Annotated in this window: 23 protein-coding genes; 16 read left to right on the top strand and 7 right to left on the bottom strand. The window is 71.0% G+C overall.

Annotation, left to right across the window (positions count from 1 at the left end):
- Positions 1-14: 14 nt before the first annotated feature.
- On the bottom strand, positions 15-2,204 hold the full coding sequence (locus CF8_RS16295; RefSeq protein ID WP_010834203.1) for an RNA degradosome polyphosphate kinase: 2,190 nt from the start codon (positions 2,202-2,204) through the stop codon (positions 15-17).
- 77 nt (positions 2,205-2,281) lie between these two features.
- On the opposite strand from CF8_RS16295, the gene CF8_RS16290 reads away from it, so the two are divergent.
- Positions 2,282-3,298 carry an alpha/beta hydrolase gene (locus CF8_RS16290; RefSeq protein ID WP_036493405.1) on the top strand — a complete coding sequence of 339 codons (1,017 nt, stop codon included), beginning with the start codon at positions 2,282-2,284 and terminating at the stop codon, positions 3,296-3,298.
- A gap of 12 nt (positions 3,299-3,310) precedes the next feature.
- Here CF8_RS16290 and CF8_RS16285 read toward each other — a convergent pair whose 3' ends face one another.
- Entirely contained in the window at positions 3,311-3,673 is a 363-nt protein-coding gene (locus CF8_RS16285; RefSeq protein ID WP_010834201.1) for a DsrE family protein, read from the bottom strand.
- Positions 3,674-3,697: 24 nt separating this feature from the next.
- Between CF8_RS16285 and CF8_RS16280 the strand changes: the two genes are divergently transcribed.
- From CF8_RS16280 to mshD, 4 genes are read left to right on the top strand one after another with little or no spacing between them, the layout of a single operon-like run.
- Positions 3,698-4,192, top strand: coding sequence for an FABP family protein (locus CF8_RS16280; RefSeq protein ID WP_010834200.1), 495 nt, complete (start codon positions 3,698-3,700; stop codon positions 4,190-4,192).
- Positions 4,189-4,617 carry a Fur family transcriptional regulator gene (locus CF8_RS16275; protein WP_010834199.1) on the top strand — a complete coding sequence of 143 codons (429 nt, stop codon included), beginning with the start codon at positions 4,189-4,191 and terminating at the stop codon, positions 4,615-4,617. The genes CF8_RS16280 and CF8_RS16275 overlap by 4 nt, the downstream gene beginning before the upstream one ends.
- Entirely contained in the window at positions 4,614-5,558 is a 945-nt protein-coding gene (ygfZ, locus tag CF8_RS16270; protein WP_010834198.1) for a CAF17-like 4Fe-4S cluster assembly/insertion protein YgfZ, read from the top strand. Before CF8_RS16275 ends, ygfZ begins: the two co-directional genes overlap by 4 nt.
- A complete protein-coding gene (gene mshD / locus CF8_RS16265) occupies positions 5,555-6,352 on the top strand; it encodes a mycothiol synthase (protein ID WP_010834197.1) in 798 nt (265 codons plus the stop codon). Before ygfZ ends, mshD begins: the two co-directional genes overlap by 4 nt.
- Before the next feature lie 36 nt (positions 6,353-6,388).
- Here the strand turns inward: mshD and CF8_RS16260 are convergent, their stop codons facing one another.
- Positions 6,389-7,114, bottom strand: a complete 726-nt coding sequence (locus CF8_RS16260) for a response regulator transcription factor (RefSeq protein ID WP_010834196.1) — start codon at positions 7,112-7,114, stop codon at positions 6,389-6,391.
- Positions 7,115-7,159: 45 nt separating this feature from the next.
- On the opposite strand from CF8_RS16260, the gene CF8_RS16255 reads away from it, so the two are divergent.
- The 3 genes from CF8_RS16255 to CF8_RS16245 all read left to right on the top strand — a co-directional run bounded on the left by CF8_RS16255 (position 7,160) and on the right by CF8_RS16245 (position 10,754).
- Positions 7,160-7,459, top strand: a complete 300-nt coding sequence (locus tag CF8_RS16255; protein WP_010834195.1) for a MoaD/ThiS family protein — start codon at positions 7,160-7,162, stop codon at positions 7,457-7,459.
- 171 nt (positions 7,460-7,630) lie between these two features.
- Positions 7,631-9,778, top strand: coding sequence for a carboxypeptidase-like regulatory domain-containing protein (locus CF8_RS16250; protein WP_156887255.1), 2,148 nt, complete (start codon positions 7,631-7,633; stop codon positions 9,776-9,778).
- Positions 9,779-9,878: 100 nt separating this feature from the next.
- Positions 9,879-10,754 carry an FkbM family methyltransferase gene (locus CF8_RS16245; RefSeq protein ID WP_036491274.1) on the top strand — a complete coding sequence of 292 codons (876 nt, stop codon included), beginning with the start codon at positions 9,879-9,881 and terminating at the stop codon, positions 10,752-10,754.
- Here the strand turns inward: CF8_RS16245 and CF8_RS16240 are convergent.
- On the bottom strand, positions 10,667-11,974 hold the full coding sequence (locus tag CF8_RS16240; protein ID WP_010834193.1) for an O-antigen ligase family protein: 1,308 nt from the start codon (positions 11,972-11,974) through the stop codon (positions 10,667-10,669). The genes CF8_RS16245 and CF8_RS16240 overlap by 88 nt on opposite strands.
- An 80-nt stretch (positions 11,975-12,054) precedes the next feature.
- Between CF8_RS16240 and CF8_RS16235 the strand changes: the two genes are divergently transcribed.
- On the top strand, positions 12,055-13,113 hold the full coding sequence (locus CF8_RS16235) for a Wzz/FepE/Etk N-terminal domain-containing protein (RefSeq protein WP_010834192.1): 1,059 nt from the start codon (positions 12,055-12,057) through the stop codon (positions 13,111-13,113).
- Between the two features lie 2 nt (positions 13,114-13,115).
- Complete coding sequence (locus tag CF8_RS16230; RefSeq protein WP_010834191.1) at positions 13,116-14,390, top strand: lipopolysaccharide biosynthesis protein; 1,275 nt, start codon at positions 13,116-13,118, stop codon at positions 14,388-14,390.
- Here CF8_RS16230 and CF8_RS16225 read toward each other — a convergent pair.
- Genes CF8_RS16225 through CF8_RS16215 form a run of 3 tightly spaced genes read right to left on the bottom strand, consistent with a single transcriptional unit; the run spans position 14,323 to position 17,296 of the window.
- Positions 14,323-15,411, bottom strand: a complete 1,089-nt coding sequence (locus CF8_RS16225) for a glycosyltransferase (RefSeq protein ID WP_036491271.1) — start codon at positions 15,409-15,411, stop codon at positions 14,323-14,325. The genes CF8_RS16230 and CF8_RS16225 overlap by 68 nt on opposite strands.
- Before the next feature lie 5 nt (positions 15,412-15,416).
- Entirely contained in the window at positions 15,417-16,145 is a 729-nt protein-coding gene (locus tag CF8_RS16220) for an FkbM family methyltransferase (RefSeq protein ID WP_010834190.1), read from the bottom strand.
- Positions 16,142-17,296 (bottom strand): acyltransferase family protein, encoded by a 1,155-nt coding sequence (locus CF8_RS16215; RefSeq protein WP_156887254.1) that lies wholly within the window; start codon positions 17,294-17,296, stop codon positions 16,142-16,144. Before CF8_RS16215 ends, CF8_RS16220 begins: the two co-directional genes overlap by 4 nt.
- 149 nt (positions 17,297-17,445) lie before the next feature.
- On the opposite strand from CF8_RS16215, the gene CF8_RS16210 reads away from it, so the two are divergent.
- The 6 genes from CF8_RS16210 to CF8_RS16185 all read left to right on the top strand — a co-directional run bounded on the left by CF8_RS16210 (position 17,446) and on the right by CF8_RS16185 (position 22,074).
- Entirely contained in the window at positions 17,446-18,420 is a 975-nt protein-coding gene (locus tag CF8_RS16210) for an NAD-dependent epimerase/dehydratase family protein (RefSeq protein ID WP_010834188.1), read from the top strand.
- A gap of 4 nt (positions 18,421-18,424) precedes the next feature.
- Positions 18,425-19,672, top strand: coding sequence for a glycosyltransferase family 4 protein (locus CF8_RS16205; protein ID WP_010834187.1), 1,248 nt, complete (start codon positions 18,425-18,427; stop codon positions 19,670-19,672).
- Positions 19,673-20,027: 355 nt separating this feature from the next.
- Positions 20,028-20,882 carry a sulfurtransferase gene (locus tag CF8_RS16200; protein ID WP_010834186.1) on the top strand — a complete coding sequence of 285 codons (855 nt, stop codon included), beginning with the start codon at positions 20,028-20,030 and terminating at the stop codon, positions 20,880-20,882.
- A complete protein-coding gene (locus CF8_RS16195; protein ID WP_010834185.1) occupies positions 20,882-21,178 on the top strand; it encodes a DUF1416 domain-containing protein in 297 nt (98 codons plus the stop codon). The genes CF8_RS16200 and CF8_RS16195 overlap by 1 nt, the downstream gene beginning before the upstream one ends.
- Before the next feature lie 63 nt (positions 21,179-21,241).
- The gene (locus tag CF8_RS16190; RefSeq protein WP_010834184.1) at positions 21,242-21,664 is read left to right on the top strand and encodes a TlpA family protein disulfide reductase; all 423 of its coding nucleotides are present in this window, start codon (positions 21,242-21,244) and stop codon (positions 21,662-21,664) included.
- The gene (locus tag CF8_RS16185; RefSeq protein WP_036491268.1) at positions 21,661-22,074 is read left to right on the top strand and encodes a DUF4395 domain-containing protein; all 414 of its coding nucleotides are present in this window, start codon (positions 21,661-21,663) and stop codon (positions 22,072-22,074) included. Before CF8_RS16190 ends, CF8_RS16185 begins: the two co-directional genes overlap by 4 nt.
- The last annotated feature ends 2 nt before the right edge of the window (positions 22,075-22,076 follow it).

Raw genomic sequence — 22,076 nt, 5'->3', positions numbered from 1 at the left:
GGTACGGCGAACCGCTACCGACGCTTGCGCTGGAGCTCGATCAGCCTCTCCTGGAGATGCACATCACCCTCGTTCTGGTGCCACTCGCCGGCGCTGTCGAGCTCCCAGGCGCTGATCTCGGTGCTGAACGCGAGGTCGAGCAGGTCGCCGACGGCGCGCACGTTGGGGCCCTGCGGCAACCGGACGAGGACCTCGACGCGGCGGTCGAGGTTGCGGTGCATCATGTCGGCCGAGCCGATCCAGGCCAGCGGCTCGTCGTCGTTGACGAACCAGAAGACGCGGCTGTGCTCGAGGAAGCGCCCCAGGACCGAGCGGACGTGGATCGTCTCCGACAGGCCCGGCACCCCCGGCCGGAGGGCGCAGATCCCGCGCACCAGCAGGTCGACCGGCACACCCGCCTGCGAGGCGAGGTAGAGCGCGTCGATGATCGCCTCGTCGACGATCGAGTTGGCCTTGATCCGGATCCCGGCCGGGCGCCCGGCCTGGTGGTTGGCGACCTCGGCGTGGATCTGGGTGATCAGGCCGTCGCGCACGCTGTCGGGCGCGACCAGCAGGCCGTCGTACGTCGTGTTGCGACTGATGCCCGAGAGGTTGTTGAACAGGTGGGCGACGTCCTCACCCACGAGCGGGTCGGCGGTGAGGAGCCCGAGGTCCTCGTAGAGGCGCGCGGTCTTGGGGTTGTAGTTGCCGGTGCCGATGTGGGTGTAGCGGCGGATCCCGTCGGGCTCGTCGCGCACCACCATGGAGAGCTTGCAGTGGGTCTTGAGCCCCACCAGGCCGTAGACCACGTGACAGCCGGCGTGCTCGAGCTTGCGGGCCCAGCGGATGTTGGCCTGCTCGTCGAAGCGGGCCTTGATCTCGACGATGACCAGCACCTGCTTGCCGGCCTCGGCGGCGTCGATCAGGGCGTCGATGATCGGGCTGTCGCCCGAAGTGCGGTAGAGCGTCTGCTTGATGGCCAGCACGTGCGGGTCGGCCGCGGCCTGCTCGACGAAGCGCTGGACCGAGGTCGCGAACGAGTCGTAGGGGTGGTGGAGCAGCACGTCGTTGCGGCGTACGGACTCGAAGACGTCGACCGGCTTGGACGACTCGACCTCGGCCAGCTGGGCGTGGGTGGTGGGCACGAAGGTGGGGTACTTCAGGTCCTCGCGCGGCAGGTCGGCGATCGAGTGCAGTCCGCGCAGGTCGAGCGGCCCGGGCAGCATCGACACCTCCTGGCGGGTGACGCCCAGCTCGGAGACGAGCAGGTCGAGCACCTTGGGATCGATCGACTTCTCCACCTCGAGTCGCACCGGCGGGCCGAACTTGCGCCGCAGCAGCTCCTTCTCGAGCGCCTTGAGGAGGTTCTCGGCGTCGTCCTCCTCGACCTCGAGGTCCTCGTTGCGGGTCACCCGGAAGGTGTGGGCCTTCAGCACCTCCATGCCCGGGAAGAGCTTCTTGAGGTGCTCGCCGATGACGTCCTCCAGCGGCACGAAGCGCTGGTTGCCGACCGGCACGAAGCGGCCGAACGTCTGGGGCACCTTGACCCGCGCGAAGTGCTCGGTGCCGGTCTTGGGGTGGCGCACCACGACGGCGAGGTTGAGCGAGAGCCCGGAGATGTAGGGGAACGGGTGGGCCGGGTCGACGGCGAGCGGCGTCAGGACGGGGAAGATGCGCTCCTTGAAGAGCTTCTTGCAGATCTTCTGCTCGTCGCGGTCGAGCTCGGCCCAGCGGACGATCTCGATGCCCTGGTCGCGCAGCTCGGGGATCACCTGCTCGCTGAAGACCCGCGCGTGTCGCTCCATCAGCCCACGGCTGCCGGCCCACAGCTGTTCCAGCTGGTCGCGCGGGAGCAGTCCGCTGGCGGCGCGTACGGCGACGCCCGCCGCGATCCGGCGCTTGAGCCCGGCCACGCGGACCATGAAGAACTCGTCGAGGTTGCTCGCGAAGATCGCCAGGAACCGGGTGCGCTCGAGCAGCGGCAGGGCCGGGTCCTCGGCCAGCTCGAGGACCCGCTGGTTGAAGCGCAGCCACGACAGCTCACGGTCGAGGAAGCGGTCGTCGAACTTCTCCACGGCCGCGATCTCGGCGGCATCCGGGACGTAGGGCGGCTCGACATCGAAGGTGTCGCTGGGGTGTCCGAACGGCTCGGCGGTGGGACCGTCCTCGACGGAGGCCCCGACGGTGCTGGGCAGGGAGGTGCTGGCGACGGTTGCTTCGGACATGCGTCCAGTCTGGCACCGCATCGTGAACGGCAGGTGTCTCGATGCCACGGGCCGTCTAGGTTGCGTGCGTGAAGATCATGGACACAGTCGAGGCCCTGACCGCGAAGTCGTTGCTTGCGCTTCCCGAGCGGATCCAGCGCAGGCTCGCTGGTCGGCCGGTGGTGCTGGACGGGCAGCCCCTGGCCACCGAGACCCAGCTCCTGCTGCGGCTCCAGCGCGTCGCGCGCGAGCCTGCGGTCGAGTCGCTGCCGATCCCCGAGGGACGCCGGGCCCTGCTCAAGCAGTCCGTCCTCGTCGGCGGCAAGCAGCCGGTCGGGAAGGTCCGGGACGAGACGGTCGCGGGTCTCCCAGCGCGCTTCTACGAGCCCACGGGCGCCCAGGACGTCGGGCCGATGCTGGTGTTCTTCCACGGCGGCGGCTGGATCTACGGCGACCTCGACTCGCACGACGCCGTGTGCCGTGTGCTCGCCGAGCGGGCCGGCGTGCGGGTGCTCGCCCTGGACTACACCCTCTCTCCGGAGGTGGTCTTCCCAGCGGCGTACGACGAGTGCCTCCGGGCCTATGCCGAGATCGTCGAGCGCGCGGGCGACTGGGGCGCCGATCGCGATCGCCTCGCCGTCGGCGGGGACAGCGCCGGCGGCAACCTGGCGACCGTGGTCGCGATCGAGGCCGCGCGGCAGGGGTGGCCGTGCGCCTTCCAGCTGCTCGTCTACCCGCTGACCGACGCGACCGGCGCTGCGAAGAGCCGGCAGACCTTCGCCCGCGGCTTCTACCTCACCGACGAGTTCATCGCCCTCGCCCGCGACACCTACTCCCCGGATGCGCAGACGTGGACGGACCCGCGGGTGAGTCCGCTGTACGCCGACCTGCCGGCCGGTCTCGCCCCGGCCCTGGTCGTCACGGCCGGCTTCGACCCGCTGCGCGACGAGGGCGAGGCCTACGTCGAGAAGCTGCAGGCCGGCGGTGTGCAGGCGCGGCTCATCCGGTTCCCGGGCATGATCCACGGCTTCTTCAACATGGTGGGCGTCGGTCGGACCGCGCGGTCAGCAGTCGACGAGATCGCCGACGCGTTGCGAGCTGCGTTGACAGCCTGACCGCACGAAGGGTCAGTAGACGAGCGCCTGCACGCCCTCGTCGAGGATCTCCTCCGTGAACACGGCTGCGCCCGCGATCGTGAGCCCCTCGCGCAGGTCGCCCTCGACGATGCCGCGACGGGCGGCGCACTGGGTGCAGACGGTGACCCTGCCTCCGGCGACGACGACGGACAGCAGGTCGGCCAGCGGGGTGGCCAGGTCGAGGCTGAACTCCTCGGCGCGGCCCGGGACGCCGAACCACGACGCTTCCCCGGTCAGCCACAGCGAGACCTGGGCGCCACTGGCGACCGCTGCGGCGGCGACGGTGAACGCCTGGTTGCAGCGCTCGGCATCCTCGGAACCGCAGGTGACCTTGACGACGAGTGAGCGAGGCATGCCACCCACCCTAGACTCGGCTTCATGCCGTTCGAGATCCCCGACAACCTGCACCCCAACTGCGGCCCCGTCGCGTGGCTGCTCGGCACGTGGCGCGGCAACGGCCACGGTGACTACCCGACCATCGAGGGCTTCGAGTTCGGCCAGGAGCTGATCTTCACCCACGACGGCCGACCGTTCTTCCACTACATGGCCCGCGCGTGGATCATCGACGCCGAGGGTGAGTTCGTCCGCGACGCCGCCATGGAGTCGGGCTTCCTGCGCTGTCCCGAGCCCGGCAAGGTCGAGCTGCTGCTGGCGCACAACACCGGCTTCGCCGAGGTCTGGTACGGCGCCGCGGAAGGCGGCAAGCTCGAGGTGCACACCGCCGGGGTGAGCTTCACCGAGACCGCCAAGGAGGTCGGCTCGGGGACGCGCATCTACGGCAACGTCGAGGGCGACCTGATGTACGCCTACGACATGGCAGCCATGGGCCAGGAGCTCCAGCCCCACACCTGGGCGCGACTGAAGCGGGCGTGACCGTGCCTGACGAGCTCGCCGATCGACTGCGGGGCAGCGGCTACCGCCTGACACCGCAGCGCCAGCTCATCCTCAGGGCCGTCGAGGACCTCGGTCACGCGACCGTCGACGAGGTGCTGGCGAAGGTGCGCACCCAGGCCAGCGCCGTCAACGCCTCGACCGTCTATCGCACCCTCGAGGTCCTCGAGGAGCTCGGGCTCGTGCGGCACACGCACCTGAGCGACCGCGCTCCGACCTACCACTCCGCACGCGAGCCGGAGCACTTCCACCTCGTCTGCCGGAATTGTCAGCAGGTCCGCTCGGTTGAACCAGATGTGGCCACCGCCCTGGTGGAGACGCTGCACGCCGAGCACGGCTTCGCGGTCGATCTGGGCCACCTCGCGATCTTCGGTACGTGTGTCAACTGTGAACTGGAGTCCTCATGACCAGCCCCCTGCTCCACCTCCCCGGTGCGGTCGGTGGCGACGGTATCGACGCCCCGGTCGCCGCGCACTACGGCTCGTTCAACGGCGAGCAGCGCGTCCTCGAGACAGGCCAGGGCTTCGTCGACCTCTCCCACCGTGACGTCGTCAAGGTCGCCGGCCCCGACCGGCTGACCTGGCTGCACAGCCTGACCACCCAGTACTTCGAGGGCCTCGCCACGGGCGTGTGGACCCAGTCGCTGATCCTCAGCCCGAACGGCCACGTCGAGCACGCCTTCGCCGGCGTCGACGACGGCGAGGCCTTCGTGGCCCACACCGAGCCGGGCGCCGGCCAGGCGCTCGTCGACTTCCTGGAGCGGATGCGGTTCATGATGCGCGTCGAGGTCACCCTCGACACCCCGCAGACCGCCGTTGCCTGGCGACCGGCGACGAGCGAGCGCGCAGCGACGTACGACTTCGTCCCGCGCGAGCGCCTCGAGTCCTACGCGGAGGCCGCTGGTCCCGCTGCCGGGCTGTGGGCCTTCGAGGCGCTGCGGATCGCGCGCGGCGAGCCGCGGCTCGGCCTCGACACCGACCACCGCTCGATCCCCAACGAGCTCGGCTGGATCGGTCCGGCCGTCCACCTCGACAAGGGTTGCTACCGCGGCCAGGAGACGGTGGCCCGGGTGCACACGCTCGGCCGTCCGCCGCGGCGGCTCACGCTGCTGCACCTCGACGGCTCGGAGAACCGGCTGCCCGTCCGGGGCTCGGACGTGACGCTGGGGGAGAAGGTCGTCGGCTTCGTCGGCACCTCCGCCCGTCACCACGAGCTCGGTCCGATCGCGCTGGCGCTGATCAAGCGCAACGTCGCCGTGGACACCGACCTGACCGTGGACGCGATGCCCGCTGCGCAAGAGGTCATCGTGGATCCCGAGGTGGGCCTGCACGTCCGGCCCCGCCGGTGAACCTCGAGCTCGTCCGCAGCATTGCCGCCGCCGCCACGGACGTGGACGGCGCCGAGCCGCTCGATGAGGGGACCTGGCTCTCGCTGCGGTCCGGCGACGCCGACTGGCTCGGAGTCGTCACCGATGAGGGCTTCGCGCTGACGCACGGCGAGGACCTCCACCTCGTGGTCCACCCGACCGCACGCAGGCGGGGGCTGGCCACCTCCTGGCTCGAGGGCATCCAGGGTCCGGCCCAGGCGTGGTCGCACGGCGGTCATCCGGCCGCTGCCACCCTCGCCAGCCGCTTCGGCTTCGAGCGGGCGCGCGACCTGTGGGTGATGCGCCGCCCGATGGGTGAGCCGTTGCCGCCGCCGTCCGACGTCGAGATCCGCGCGTGGACCCCCGGCGACACCGCGGAGCTCCTCCGCGTCAATGCCGAGGCCTTCGCCCACCACCCCGAGCAGGGGAGCATGGACGAGGCCAACCTCGCGGCCCGGATGGCCGAGCCCTGGTTCGACCCGGCCGGCCTGCTGGTCGCGGTCGACGGCGACCGGATGCTGGGGTTCCACTGGACCAAGCAGCACTCGCCCGACCTCGGTGAGGTCTATGTCGTCGGCATCGACCCCACCGCGCAAAGTCGCGGGCTCGGGCGCGCGCTCACCCTGGCCGGGCTGCACCACCTCGCCGGCCGGGGCGTCTCGGAGGTCTTGTTGTACGTCGAGGCCGACAACCACGCCGCGCGGTCGACGTACGCCAAGCTCGGGTTCAGCCATGCCGACGCCGACACGCACGTCATGTATCGCCGCGAGGCCTGAGCACCGTCCAGCGAGGTCGGGACGACCGGGGGCCGATCAGGCGTCGGAGCGGGCCTGCTCGGGTGCGTCGACGCTCTGCTCCCTGGACGGCAGCACGAAGCGGTAGCCGACGTTGCGGACGGTGCCGATGAGGTGCTCGTTCTCGGGGCCGAGCTTGGCGCGCAGCCGACGCACGTGCACGTCGACGGTGCGGGTGCCGCCGAAGTAGTCGTAGCCCCAGACCTCCTGGAGCAGCTGCTGACGCGTGAAGACCCGGCCCGGGTGCTGGGCGAGGTACTTCAGGAGCTCGAACTCCTTGTAGGTCAGGTCGAGCGGGCGCCCGCTGATCTTCGCGGTGTACGTCGCGTCGTCGACCACGACCTCGCCGGACCGGATCACGTGGGACGAGGGGTCTGCATTCTCCCGCTCCGCAGCGAGGCGTCCGATCGCGAGCCGGATCCGGGCCTCGAGCTCGGCCGGGCCGCAGGTGTGCAGCACCACGTCGTCCATCGCCCAGTCGTGGGCGACGACGGCCAGGCCACCCTCGGTGATCACGAGCAGCACCGGCACGTCGCTGCCGGTCGTGCGGATCAGCCGGCACAGATCGCGAGCGTGGGCGAGCTCCTGGCGACCGTCGACGAGCACGAGGTCGGAGTCGGGCGCCTCGAGCAGCGCGCTGCCCTCCGCAGGCAGGATCTTGACGGTGTGGCCGAGCAGGGCGAGGGCGGGCAGCACTTCGGCAGACGGCTGCAGAGCGCCGGTCAGCAGCAACAAGGTGCCCATGATTGAGTCCTCCCCACAATGGCGGAATACGTAAGGATAGGCCTCATGAGCCCTGAGACCGGCCACAGTTCCGAGGTTGAGACGACGATCACGGCCCGCTACTGGGCCGGGGCGCGCTCCGCGGCGGGTGTCGAGCAGGACGTCTTCGAGGTCCCCGGACCCCTCACACTGGCCGAGGTGCGAGCGCTCGTCCTGGCGGCCCACCCCGGCCCGGACGTCGCTCGGACGATCGGTGTCTGCTCTGTCCTGGTGGGCGATCGTCCCGTCAGCACGCAGGACGCCGGCGCGGTCGTGGTCGAGCCCGGAACGACGGTGGAGTTCCTGCCACCGTTCGCCGGCGGCTGACCCCTCGACGTACGAAGCGCGAAGGGAACGCAACCAAACGCGTCCCGGATGCGTCACCCCCTCACGGGACCGATCCAAAAGCGCACTTTGCCGTTTGATCCCACCGGTTTGTGGGAAGGTGCCGCCGAGGACGACTCAGTCCGGTTCAGAAGACACAACTAGGGGGAAGTAATGAGCTCTGCCATTTTCCGGCGCCTCGGGCGCCGTGTGACTGCGATGGGTGCGGGCGCCGCACTCGTCGCCGCAGGACTGAGTCTGGGGGTGATGGCACCCGCGAACGCCGCTTCGGTCGTCACCATCGGTGTCACCGACGCACTCGGCAATCCGATGTCCGGCAACATCAAGTCCTACCGCAGGGACGGCGCGGGCGTCTTCCAGCCGTGGACGACCTACTACGTCGACAACACCGGTCTCTTCCAGGAGACGATCTCGGACGGCGTCTACAAGTTCGCCTTCGCCACCGAGACCTACACCGAGTTCTACAAGGACAAGACCGACCTGGCGACGGCCGACGTCGTGACGGTTGCCGGCGGGACGCCGGTGACCAGCACGTGGACCGTCGACCAGCCCTACGTCGTGGGCTCGGTGACGAACGCTGCAGGCAAGCCGCTCGCGGGCGCCTCGATCGCCATGTGGGACGCGGCCAGCGGTGACAGCGTCGGCGACACGTTCTACGCCGACGCCAAGGGTGTCTTCAAGGCTCCCTCCCAGAGTGCGCCCGTCAAGCTGGGCTTCTACGACGACGGCTATGCCTTCGAGTACTACAACGACAAGGGCAACTTCGAGACCGCCGACCCCGTCGCGCCGTCGCCCACCCAGGCCGACCTCGGCAGGGTCGTGCTGACCGCGGGCGGCACCATCAGCGGTCAGGTCACCAGCGACGCCGGTGCCCCCCTCGAGTTCGTCCGGGTCACCGCCGACGGTGTCTACGACTACACCGACAAGAACGGCGTCTACACGATCAAGAACGTCACCATGGGCAACCGCCGGGTCCGGTTCTCCGACCCGATCGGCGAGTACTCCGCGGAGTACTACAACAACACGCCCGACTACTCCGCCGCCACGCTCGTGCCGGTCGGCGCCGACCAGGCCGTCGGCGGCATCAACGCCAACCTGACGCCCCTTCCCGCCGACACCACCAAGACGGTCGAGGTCAGCGGCACGGTCAAGGACAGCACCGGCGTCCCGGTCGTCGGGGCCTACGTCACGGCCAACTCCACGCCGGCCTATGACGGCGACCGCAGGTCCGTCGAGGGCGTCTACTCCAACCGTCAGGGTGTCTACGCCTTCACCGAGCTGGAGAAGGTCCAGGGCGAGAACCAGTTCAAGGTCCACGCCTCCAGCAACGAGCAGGGCGACGACAACGCCTTCGACCTGTTCGGCTCCTGGTTCGGCGGCATGCAGAACCACGAGGCCTCGCCGGTCGTGACCGTCACCCCGGGCACGCCCGTCGGTGCGGTCGACTTCGTGCTGGACCGCGCGGGCGGCATCGCCGGCTCGGTGACCGGTGCGGCCGGAACGGCGCTCGTCGCCGACGTCGACGTCTACGGCGCCAACGACGGCCTGCTGGCCACCGACGGCGTCACCTTCAAGGCCGACTCCACCTTCGAGTCGCGCTCGCTGCGTCCGGGCACCTACAAGATCCGCTTCGACGACATCGCGGGCCTCCACGCGGGCGAGTGGTGGAAGGACAAGTACAAGGTCGACGACGCCGTCGTCGTGACGGTCAAGGCCGGGCAGATGACGGGCGGCCTCAACGCCGCCCTCGGCACCCAGCTGATCGCCACCGAGCGGCCCGAGATCGAGGGCTACCCGTGGGTCGGCAAGGTCATCACGGCCGACTCCGGTGTGTGGAACCTGCAGACGGGCACCGACTTCAACTACGAGTGGTTCGTCGGCAGCACGGTCGTCGGCAAGGGTGACGCGTTCACCCCGTCGGCCGCGCACATCGGTGACCGCCTGACCCTGCGGGTGACCGCCGAGAACGGCCGCCTGATCAACTCCGCATCGTCCGCTCCCTCGGTCAAGATCGGCTACCAGCCCAAGATCAAGGTCAAGGTCAAGGGCAGCAAGGCGTCGCTCAAGATCAAGGCCTCGCCCGTCAAGGCCAAGAAGGTCAAGGGCAAGGTCATCGTCAAGGTCAAGGACGACGGCACCGTCAAGTACAAGAAGGTCGCCAAGACCAAGATCAAGAAGGGCAAGGGCACGGTCTCGCTCAGCAAGCTGAAGAAGGGCAAGCACAAGCTCGTCTTCTTCTTCACCGGCAAGGGCAAGGTCGGTTCCAACGAGGAAGCCAAGAAGGTCAAGGTCAAGCGCTGATCGCGAGCGACTGACGCAAGTCCCGGCAACGGGCCCCGGCGGATTCCGCCGGGGCCCGTTCTGCGTCGGGACCGCCGATCAGCCGATAGGTTTCGCTTCCATGCGACGAAGTCTCGCGGGCCGCGTCCGCAACCGGCTCTCCTGGACCGTGCGTGGCCTGCGGCCCGAGCGGGAGGTCCGCCGCGTGGTGCAGGGCGTCGAGCTGCGCCTGCCCTGGTCGCACCGGCTCCCGGACTACGCGCGGCTCCAGCCGGCGTACGGACAGAACATCGTGGCCCTGGCCTCCGCGCTCGCGACCGACGAGCCGCTGCGCCTCATCGACGTCGGCGCCAACGTCGGCGACACCGCCCTGCAGGTCCTGGCCGCCGTGGACGGCGAGGTGCTGTGCGTGGAGGGGGATCCGCACTGGCTCACCTGGTTGCGCCGCAACGTCGGCCACGACCCGCGGGTCACCGTGCACCCCGGCCTGCTGTGGAGCGGCGACGGACTCCCGGACCTGGCGCCCGTACGCCGCGGCGGGACCACCCGGTTCGAGCGGGGCAGCGCCGACGCGGCCACGGTCGTCACCGCACTGGGGCTGCGGGCGGCCCACCCCGCCTTCGACTCGGTCCGCCTCGTGAAGAGCGACACCGACGGTCACGACGTGCGCCTGGTGCCGGCCCTGGCCGAGGCCTATGCCACGGCCGCGCCTGTGCTGTTCTTCGAGTACGACCACGGACTGTCACGGTTGGCGGGCAACGACCCCCTGGACGTCTGGCCACGCCTGGCGGCGCTGGGCTACACCGAGGTCGGGGTCTGGGACAACCACGGCGCCCCGCTCGGGCGGCTGCCGCTGGCCCGGATGGTCGAGGTCGCGGGCGCCCTGGACGTGCCTCGCCCCGCGTGGGACTACTGGGACGTCGCGGTGGTGCACGCGGGCGACGGCTCGGGACTGGCCGCGCTCGTCGAGGTGCTGCCGGAGGCCTGGGGATCCTGACGGTCGTCGGGATCGGCCAGGGTCCTCGGCAGCGCGTAGAGCGCCAGCGTGATGAAGAACCACAGGTGCCGGTCCCACACCATGTTCTCGAGCTGCGCGAGCACGAAGTAGCCGGCGACCCCGACGAGCAGGGAGGCTCGCAGCCAGTCCTTGCGGCGTACGCCGTAGCGCAGCTGTCGCACCAGCAGTGCCGCGATCGTCCCCCAGATGAGGAAGAAGCCGGCCAGCCCCAGGACCCCGCCCATGTTGGCCGCCTCGAGGAACAGGTTGTGGGCGTCGAGGCCCTGGGCGAAGCCGAGCCCGGTGAGCGGGTGGGCGCCGATCTCGGAGATGGCCTCCAGCGCGTCCTGGACGTGCGCGCCGTTGCTGAGCGTGACCAGTCCGGTGAGCTCGCCGCCGAAGATCCGGTGCAGGGTGCTGCCCTGGGGCAGGGCAGGCATGACGGCCGCGAGGACGGCCGCGGCCAGCAGCGCCATGCCTCCGGCGATCGCGACGCCGCGGGCTCGCCCGAGGACCGCGAGGTAGCCGACCGCGAGCAGGGTCCCGAGCAGCGCGGACCGTGCACCCGTGAGCAGCTGGCCCCACAGGCAGATGACGATGATCGCCGAGGCGAGCACCCGCTGCCAGGTGGAGGACGTGGACACGAACCAGCCGATCGCGAGCACGACGGCGAACATCGTCGAGACCGCCAGGTGCATGAGGTGCTCCCCGAACCCGGACGCACGGGCGAAGCCGGGAACGACCGGGCCGGTGATCGCCGAGATCGCGCTCACCGTGGCTCCCGCCGCATAGCAACCGGCCAGCCAGGTCGCGAGCTGGTGGCTCGGCCGCACGATGGCGAGGATGATCATCACTAGCGGGATGCCGAGCAGGAAGCGCAGCAACCACGGAAACTGCCACCAGCCGTCGGTCACCAGCATCCCGAGCAGGCCCCCCGCACACATGACGAGCGCACCCGCGAACGGCACCAGCACGCGCGGAGGCATGTGCAGCCGGCCCAGGAACGGCAGGCAGCCCAGTGCGAGCGCTGCCAGCGCGAGGTCGCCCAACGAGGCGCTGGTTCCGAAGGGACGCACGCCGTTGAGGGGCTGGAGGAAGGCGACGATGCCCAGCACCCAGGAGGGCGACGGGCTGCCGTACCGATGGAACCCGATGCCCACCGCGACGACGGCGGCGCTCAGGGCGAAGCCCAGCAGCGGCAGGACGAAGTCGGTCGGCACGGCGACACCTTAGGCCGTCGCCCCGGCGCGCGTGGCGGGTGTGATACTTGCGCGCAGTCGAGACCCGAAGGGGGTCAGCCATGTCGGTGAACGCCTATGTGCGGCGCATCCTCGCGCGCTGGCGCATCATCGCCGTCGTGGCGGTCGCCCTCACGCTCGCTGGGCTGGCGGTCACGCTCACGGCGGACCCGGTCTACACCTCGCGCGCGCAGCTCTACGTCGCAAGCGCTGGCGACGAGTCCGACCTCGAGGCGGTGGTCGCCGACGGTGTCCAGGTCAAGGGCCGGGCGCTGTCATACGCAGCAGTGGCCAGTTCAGAGCAGATGGCCCTGAGGGTCATCGACGACCTCGGGATGGACGAGTCGGCTGAGGACGTCGCCGACCGGATCAGCGCCGAGGTGCCCTTCGCGACGGTGCTGATCAACCTCACCACGACCGGTTCCTCGCCCGAGGAAGCCCACGCGCTGGCCAGTGCGGTGGTCGACCAGTACAACCACGTCCTGGCGGACGTGGAGACTGCGGACGTCGGTGGCCTCCAGGTTCAGGTCGCGGTCCTCGAGCAGGCAACCCTCCCCGAGGCCGCGACCTCCCCCCGACCGCTGCTCAACCTCGCCGCAGCCCTCCTCGCGGGCCTGCTCCTCGGCGTGGCGCTCGCTGCGCTGCGTGACCTCTTCGACGAGCGGATCCGCACGCCCGACGACCTCCGTGGCCTGGGCCTGGTGCCACTGGGCACGATCACGCCGGGCGATGGTCTCGAGGCCGTCTGTGACGCCGTGCTCGCAGCGACGGCCGGGACGGCCCACCGTGCCGTGGTGATCACCCCGCTGCACGACGGACTCGACGACGTCGCCGACACCCTGACCGAGGCCTTCGCGGCCGCCGGCTACCGTGCCCACGCCGTCCGGCCCGGGCCAGGGCCCGACGGCGAGCGGCAGGTGGCGGCGCTGCGCGAGCAGTACGACGTCCTGCTCGTCGCCTCGAACCACGCAGTGCTGCTCGCGGGCGGGCTCGACGGTGCGATCCTCGTCCTCGAGCCGGGTCGGGTCGATCGCGCGTCCGTCGCCGAGACGGCCCGGCAGCACACCGACGCCCGTGCCCAGGTGCTCGGGGCCGTCTTCGCCGGCCCCCACCACTCCTGAGCATGGCTCCGCAGCCGGGCGTCGGGCGGCTCCGTCGTTCGGCAGGCCATCCCGCGGCCCGGCTGCTGCGCGCCTCACTGCTGGCGCAGGTCGCGCTGGTGGTCTCGGGGCCACTGGTGGTGCGGATGCTGGGCGTCACCGACCGTGGTCAGCTGGCGCTCGTCTTCGCGGTCGTGCTGCTGGTCAGCCAGGTCGGGGTGGCCGGGCTGCCGGCGGCCGTGACGTGGTTCGTGGCGAGCCGGCGACTCGACGCCGCCGCCTTCCTGGCCCGGCTGCAGCGCCAGTTCGTGCGCCAGGTCGTCGCCTGCTCGGTGCTCGCGGCCGCGGTCGTGCTGCTGCTGGACATCGCCGACCACCCCCTGCCCCGGGTGTGGCTGCTGGCGCTCGTCGTCGCCCTGGGAGTCGCCGCCGTGATGGCGGCGATGCTCGGGATGGCCGCGCTCCAGGGGCAGCAGCGCTTCGGCGTGCTGGCCCGGCTGCAGCCGCTGCCCGCCGTGTCCTACGCCCTGGCCACTGCGCTGCTGCTCGTGACCGGCGGTGGAACCGTGGCCCTGCTGCTCGCGATCAACCTCGCCGGCTGGGCGGTGGTCGCGGTCGTGTCGCTCCGGCTGGTCGCGCGCGGCGTGCCGGGCGACGGCACGGAGTTCCCGGCGCCCGGCGCCGTACGCTCCTATGCGCGCAGCGCGATGGTCACCACCGCGGCGCCGATCGACACCCTGGGCATCGAGCAGCTGCTCGTCGGGCTGATCGGCGGTCACTACCTGCTCGGGCTCTTCACGATCGGCTGGGCCTTCGAGACCGGTCCCGTCGTGGTGCTGGTCGCGCTGGCGAGCTTCGTCGGCCCGCGGCTGAGCACGCTGCCGGCGCCGCAGCGAGCGGCGTTCGTACGCCTCTGGCTGCTCGTCGCAGTGGGGGTCGGTGTGGCCGCGTGCCTGGCGATCCAGGTCGTCCTCGCGCCGCTGCTCGTGCTGGCCTTCGGTGCCGAGGCGGAGCCGGCGGTGCCGCTCGCCCGCGTGCTCGTCGCCGCGGGCGTGGTGCTGGGACTGCGCCGGGTCACCTCGTCGTGCCTGGTGGGCCTGGGCCGGGCCTCGACCGCGACCCTGGCGGAGATGGCCGGGCTGGCGCTGATGCTCGCGGGCTTCGCGGTGATGGCGGTCGCGTCGGTGGGTGGCACCTACCCCGGCTGGGTCCTGCTCGTGGCGGGCACCGTCACCCTGGTCGGCCAGCTGGCGGTGCTGGCTCGAGCAGCGTCGTCAGGAGAGCCCGCGTCTGCGTGACGGTGTTGGCCCACGTGAACCCGGCTGCGTGCTCGCGCGCGCTCGCCAGCTGTGCGGGAGTGGCCGCGAGCCCGGCGCGGACAGCCCGGGCCAGCTCGTCGGGCTGCCAGGTCGACATCTCGAACGCGTGACCGCCCGCCACCTCGCGGGTCGCCGGCTCGGGGCCGATCACGACCGGGACGCCGAGCCGCATCCCCTCGACCACCGGCAGGCCGAAGCCCTCGAAGTCGGAGGGGAAGAGCACCAGCGCGGCACCCGCCAGCGTGCGCCGGAAGTCGCCCTCGTCGAGGAACGGCGCCAGCGTCACGACGCCCGCCAGGCCACGGCGGGCCACCTCCTCCTCGAGGGTCGTACGGCGATCACCCGACACACCTAGGACGAGCAGCTCCGGCGCCGTGGGGCCGAGGTGCTGCCAGCCGTCGAGGACCAGGTCGAGGTTCTTGTTGGTGTGGTGGGCGAACGTCACGACGCGACCGCTCGGCCCGGTGTGCGGCCAGTCGTCGACGTGGTCGCCGCCGAGGTGGGCCACGACCGCGGGCTTGTCGGCGGTGGCCGGGTGCAGGGCGTGCAGGTCGGAGAGGGTGCGGTGGGAGATGCTGACGAAGCCGTCGGCGGTGGCGTAGCCGCGCCCGTAGCTCGCCCAGCGCAACAGCCGGCGGGACCGCTCGAACTGCTCGGGGCGCAGCTCGTGGCGCAGGTCGTAGACGACCACCCCGAGCGGGACGTCGAGGCGGCGCACCGTCGTGGACGGCAGCGTCGCCAGCACCACGTCGGGCCGCAGCTCGCGGACCAGGCGGCTGGTGTGCCTGGTCTGGGCGAGTGGTCGCGCCACGGACTGCGGACCGCGTACGGCGATGTCGTGGCGCAGCAGGGGAGCGGGCACCACGATCGTGGAGTCCGACTGGACCATCACATGGACCTCGTCGTCCGGGGCGACGGCCATCCAGGCAGGCAGCAGGTTGTCGACGTAGGTCCGGATGCCGCCGTACTCGGCGCAGAGCGCCTCGACCAGGATCCGCATGCGCCTCAGGCCCGGACGAAGAGCACGTCGGACTGCAGCAGCCGGCCGTCCGCGGCCGAGATGCCGGGGTCGTTGGTCCACGGCACCAGGCCGTGGCCGGCGAGCCGCGCGGTCAGCTCGGGCTCGAGGGCCTGCCCCGCATAGAGCTCCACGTGGGAGACCTCGAGCTGGACGGCGGCGACGTGGTCGAGCCACTCGCCGGCTCCGTCGAGCACGGCACTCTCGAAGCCCTGGGTGTCAACCTTCAGCAGCGTGCGCTCCGGCACGAGGGTGTGGGCCGCGGCGAGGGCGGGCACGGTGGTGACGTCGACCTCGATCGACTCCACGACCCGGGACTCGGGGGCGACGTGCAGGTGGGCCGCGGTCAGCGGCAGGACCGAGGAGGAGAAGGAGTTGGCGGACACCCGGATCGTGGTGCGACCGGGCTCGGCACCGACGGCCCGCCGGTCGCCGACCCACTGGCGGTCCGTGCGGGCGCGGCGCTGGAGCCGGTCGAAGGCGTCGGGGAGCGGCTCGACCGAGACGATGCGGCCGGAGAAGCCGGCAGCCCGGACGAGAGCGGCGTACTGACCCTCGTTGGCGCCGATGTCGAGCACCGTGTCGATGTCGCGGTCGGCGAGGGTGCGCGCGACGCGCTGGACGAAGGCATCCCGGCCGAGGTCGAGGTCGGCGCGGAGCAGCGCTCGCCGCAGGCCGATCTTGAGGCGTTCGGTGGCGGTGTGCCTGGCGTTCACGCAGGGTCCTTGCTCGGAGCGGGGAGACGGTCGGACCGGGTGCCCACGGCCGCGGAGCGACGGGCCGAGGGCAGCTCGACCCACTGGTGGAGCAGCTTGCCGGCGACGAGGCTCAGCGGCGCAGCGAGCACCAGGAGCACGCCGAACGGCGCGGCGTCGCCGGCCAGGCCGATCGGCTCGACGGCGAAGCGCCACAGGATCTCTATGACCAGGGCGTGCACGAGGTAGGTGCTGTAGGAGCGCGCGCCGGTCCAGCGGAGGGGACCGCTCGACAGCAGGGCATGGGTCCGGCCCGCACCGCCCGACAGGTCGCTGACCAGCAGCCACCCGATCAGCAGCGGGGTCGCGACCGCGTCGAGCACCAGGAACCGGACGCCGCCTTGCGAGAGGTCTCCCGCGACGACGACGGCGACCGCGACCAGGAGCCCGACGACCGCTCCGGGCAGCACCACCCGGAGGGCCCGTCGGGTGTCGGCGGCGCTGAGCGACTGCCGGTGGTGGCCGGTCCAGAACGCGGCTGCGAACGCGAGCGCGAAGAACGGGGCGACGAAGCCGGGGGCCGCGAACGCGACGGCCAGCGTGAGGACGGCGCCCACGACGAGGGCGGCCGCGCGGCGGCGTACGAGGACGAGGAGCGGAGCCAGGAAGTAGAGGTGGAACTCCACCGGCACCGTCCACAGCGGGTGGTTGTAGGGAGTCGTCCCGGCCAGGTCGGTGAGGAGGAGGTAGTTGAGCGCGGTGTTGCCCCACGTCATGGGCAGGCCGACGTCCCAGTGCGTGCCGCCGGGGTTGCGCAGGCCCAGGACCAGCATCGCCACGACGGTGAGGGTCACCACGACCCAGTAGGGCGGCAGCAGCCGCCAGCCCCGTCGCAGCAGGTAGTGCAGCGACTCGGTGCGCAGCTCGCCCGGGCGCCAGTGCCGGCCCAGGAGATAGCCGGACAGGACGATGAAGGTCAGCACGGCGGCGTGCGCGACACCCCCGAACGGGGTGATGACCCACGCCCAGGGCGCCGTCGGCTCGTCCGGTGCGACCGTCAGCAGGGTGTGCCAGACCAGGACCACGAGCATGGCCAGCGCGCGCACCCCGTCGGCCCACGGCAGTGGTGGGGTGGGTGCCCGGCTCGGCGTTCCGGCTGGCCTCGATCTCACACGCGGAGGTTGTCACACGTTGGCCGATGTCCGCCGCGGGTTGTCTCAATCCCCGTGACCGCCGACGCCGAGCGCGCAAGGGTGGCACAGTGACGGAATCGCTCCTCAGCCGTTAATGAACAGTCGGGGACAAGGACGAAGGGCATCGCGTGAACGTGGACGTGCTGGTCGCCGGTGGCGGCGGCTTCATTGGTGGACATCTGGTCGGGCGACTCCTCGCCGAGGGGCGGACGGTGCGCAGTGTCGACGTCAAACCCCTGGACGAGTGGCACCAGGTCCACCCGGACGTCGAGAACGTGACGGCCGACCTCTCCCTGCTCGAGAGCGCCATGAGCGCCTCGCGGGGCGTCGGTGAGGTCTACATGCTGGCCGCCGACATGGGTGGCATGGGCTTCATCGAGAACAACAAGGCCGCCTGCATGCTCTCGGTGCTGACCAGCACCCACATGCTGCAGGCCGCCCAGGCGCAGGGCGTCGAGCGCTACTTCTACTCGTCGTCGGCGTGCGTCTACCCCGCCGGCCTGCAGGAGGACGCCAGCGTCACCGCGCTGAAGGAGTCGGACGCCTACCCGGCCATGCCCGAGGACGGCTACGGCTGGGAGAAGCTCTTCTCCGAGCGGATGTGTCGCCACTTCGAGGAGGACTTCGGCCTCGTCACTCGGGTCGCGCGCTACCACAACATCTATGGCCCCCAGGGCACCTGGACCGGCGGTCGCGAGAAGGCACCGGCGGCCATCTGCCGCAAGATCGCCGAGGCCGCGATCAGTGGCGAGCACGAGATCGACATCTGGGGAGACGGCGAGCAGACCCGCAGCTTCACGTGGATCGACGACTGCCTCACTGGCACCGATCTCGTCATGCACGGCGACTCCGGCGAGCCCGTCAACGTCGGCAGCTCCGAGCTCGTCACCGTCAACCAGCTCGTCGACATCGTCGAGGAGATCGCGGGCATCACCTGCGAGCGCCGCTACCAGCTCGACGCCCCGCTGGGCGTGCGCGGGCGCAACAGCGACAACACCCTCATCGAGCAGGTGCACGGCTGGGCGCCCTCGACGCAGCTCGCCGACGGGCTCGAGGTCACCTACGCCTGGGTCCATGACCAGGTGAAGCGCTCGCAGGGCTGAGGTCGTGCGGGTCCTCGTCTTCGACTTCAGTGGCCATCCTTTCCAGGCCCAGCTGAGCCGCGAGCTCGGCCGCCGGGGCCATGACGTGACGCATGCGTGGTGCGACGCCTACGTCAGCGGCCACGGCCGGCTCGAGGCCGGACCGGGGGAGACCGTGCGCTTCGAGCCGGTGTCGGTCGGTCGCACGATCGCCAAGACCAGCTATCTCCGGCGCTCGCTGCAGGAGCTGCGCCTCGGGGTCGACCTCGTCCGGTTCGTGCGCCGCGCCCGACCGGACGTGGTGCTCGTGTCGACCACGCCCGTGCCGATGCTGGTGATGCTCGCTGCGACGTTGTGGCTGCGCCGTACGCCCTGGGTGCTGTGGCACCAGGACGTGCAGGCCGTCGCGGTCGCGCGGCTGGCCGGCACCAAGCTGTCGCCGATCTTCGGCGCGCTGGCGCGGGCCCTCGAGTGGGGTGAGCGCTGGGGGTCGCGGCGGGCCGCGGCGATCGTGGTGATCACCGAGGCGTTCCGCTCCGTGCACGAGAAGTGGGGCACGGCCGACAAGGTCACCGTCATCCCCAACTGGGCTCCGCTCGACGAGATCTCCCCGCGTCCGCGCGACAACGACTGGGCCGTCACCCAGGGCCTCGACGAGGAGCAGACGCTGCTCTACTCCGGCACCCTCGGCCTCAAGCACGACCCCGAGCTGCTCGTCGAGCTGGCCGCGGCCGTGCGCGCGCAGGGCACCCCGGTCCGCCTGGTCGTGGTCAACGAGGGCCCCGCGGTGCCCGTCGTGCGTGCGGCGGCCGCGCGGCTCTCGGTCCCGCTGAGCCTGCTGCCGTTCCAGCCGTACGCCGACCTGCCGGACGTCCTCGCGTCGGGAGACCTGCTCGTCGTGCTGCTCGAGCAGGACGCCGGCGAGTTCTCCGTGCCGTCCAAGACGCTCTCCTACCTCGCGGCCGGGCGACCGGTGCTGGGCCTGATGCCGCCGGAGAACCTCGCGGCCGGGCTGGTGCTCGACGCCGGTGGGTTCATCGCACCGCCGCTGCGCTCCTCGCTGGGGCCTGCTGCGCTCTGGGCCGACCAGGTGCTGCGTGACCCCGCTCGGCTGGCCCAGCTCGGCGCCGAGTCGCGCCTGCTCGCCGAGAAGGAGTTCGCGCTGGAGGGGTGTGCCGACCAGTTCGAGTCGATCCTCGACTCGGTGCTGCCGACCTCGGTCCTGCCCTTCCGTCGCGGCCGCGCACGTCCTTTCGCCCTCTCGGGCAAGTAGGCCGCCGGCGGTCCCTGGGCGGCCGCCGCGGGCCTCACTCCCGTCCGTCTCAATCGGTGGTACGCCCATCCAGCATGCGAGACGGATCGAAGCTCGTCACCGTCCCCGCCCTAGAGTCCTCAGCATGTTCTCGACCATGCTGACCAAGCGCCGCGCAGTGGATCACTGCCGCACGCGCTCGGCGCTGTGTCGAATGTCCTGACGGGTCCGCACTTCATCCTCCGCTAAGTCCACCACTCTTGTGGACAATTCGCGGGGCGCGGGCTCGTCCTCTGCGCGTGGTCTCCGAGCCGCGTGCCCCGACGCAGTCATGCCACTTCTTCCATCGCGTCACCACAACCAAGGAGCACATCCCATGAGCCGCGAAAACTCGCTCGTCTCGGCCCAGTGGGTCGAGGACAACCTCGACACTGCCGGCATCGTCCTGATCGAGGTCGACGAGGACACGACCGCCTACGACAAGGGCCACATCCGGGGCGCCATCAAGCTCGACTGGACCACGGACCTCCAGGACCAGGTCCGTCGCGACTTCGTGAACAAGGCCCAGTTCGAGGCGCTCCTGTCCGAGCGTGGCGTCAGCAACGACGACACCGTCGTGCTCTACGGCGGCAACAACAACTGGTTCGCCGCCTACGCGTTCTGGTACTTCAAGCTCTACGGCCACGGCGACGTCAAGCTCATGGACGGCGGCCGCAAGAAGTGGGAGCTCGACTCCCGCGAGCTCACCGCCGAGCTGCCGACCCGCGCCGCGACCACCTACGTCGCGCAGGAGCAGGACCACTCGATCCGCGCCTTCCGTGACGAGACCATTGCCGCCATCGGCGTGCAGAACCTGGTCGACGTGCGCAGCCCCGACGAGTACGCCGGTCGCCTGCTCGCGCCGGCCCACCTGCCGCAGGAGCAGTCGCAGCGCGCCGGCCACGTCCCCACCTCGGTCAACGTGCCCTGGAGCAAGAACGCCAACGACGACGGCACCTTCAAGTCCGACGAGGACCTGGTCAAGCTCTACGACGAGGTCGGCTTCGACGAGGGCAAGGACACCATCGCGCTGTGCCGCATCGGTGAGCGCTCCTCGCTGACCTGGTTCGTCCTGAGCGAGCTGCTCGGTCGCAAGAACGTCAAGAACTACGACGGCTCGTGGACCGAGTACGGCTCCCTCGTCGGCGTCCCGATCGCCCTCGGCGACGAGCCCGGAACGGTTGACGCCTGATGTGCGGCGCAACTGAGGGCGGCCTGTCGCTCGACGGCGTCAACACCAAGATCGAGGCCGTCATCCAGGGCCAGGTCACCCGCGAGGGCGAGCCGGTCCCGAACGCCTACGTGCGTCTGCTGGACAAGTCGGGCGAGTTCACCGCCGAGGTCCCCACCTCCGCGACCGGACACTTCCGCTTCTTCGCCGGCGACGGCGAGTGGACCCTGCGCACGCTGGCCCCCAAGGCCGAGCCCGTCGACACCCGCGTCACCGCGGCCGTCGGCTCGGTCGCCGAGGTCGCAGTCGCGATCTGACGTGATGCATCTCGCGAGCGGCTCCCGGAACATCGGGAGCCGCTCGTGTTGTTGGAGGCTGGTGTGACCGGAATCGTGATCCTCGCTCTCGCCGTCGTCGTGGCGGTGGGCTTCGGCCTGTTCCGGCGCGCCACCGACGGGGACTTCGGCAGCGAGCCGGTGTCCCACACGTGGGGGCACGTGAGCGACGCGCTCCCCGCCGCGTCGCTCGGCGAGCGGGCCACGCTCGTCCAGTTCTCCTCTGCCTTCTGCGCACCCTGCCGGACGACCCGGGTGGTGCTCGCGGACGTCGCACAGCGGGAGATCGGCGTACGCCACGTCGAGATCGACGCCGAGAAGCACCTCGACCTCGTGCGGGCGCTCGACGTGCGGCGTACTCCCACGACGCTCGTGCTCGACTCGCGCGGCCACGAGGTCGCCCGCGCTGCGGGTGCCCCGCAGCGCGCCCAGGTGCTCGCCGCCCTACCGACCGGAGCTGACTCGTGATCGATCCCCGTGGCCCGCGCTTCACCGCGGCTGTGACCCTCGTGCTGCTCGCCGCGGCGCTGCTGGCGCCGACGCCGGTCGCCGTGGCGCTCGTCGCCGTGCAGGCACTCTTCTTCCTGACGGGTGCCACCCTCGGTGTGCAGCGGACGCCGACGGCCTACGTCTTCAAGACCCTGGTCAAGCCGCGCCTCGCGCCGCCGGCCGCGCTCGAGGACCCGAGGCCGCCGCGGTTCGCCCAGGCCGTCGGACTGGCCTTCACCGTCGTGGCGCTGCTCGGCTTCGCTGCCGGTGCGCTGGTGGTCGCGCAGGTGGCGATCGGCTTCGCCGTGGCTGCGGCGCTGCTCAACGCCGTCTTCGGCTTCTGCCTGGGGTGCGAGCTCTACCTCCTCGGGATGCGGCTCGCGCGCTAGGG

Source organism: Nocardioides sp. CF8 (genome assembly GCF_000389985.1).
Classification (GTDB): domain Bacteria; phylum Actinomycetota; class Actinomycetes; order Propionibacteriales; family Nocardioidaceae; genus Nocardioides; species Nocardioides allogilvus.
Note: the sequence above shows the minus strand (reverse complement) of the source record. Positions and strands in the feature narration are given on the sequence as shown.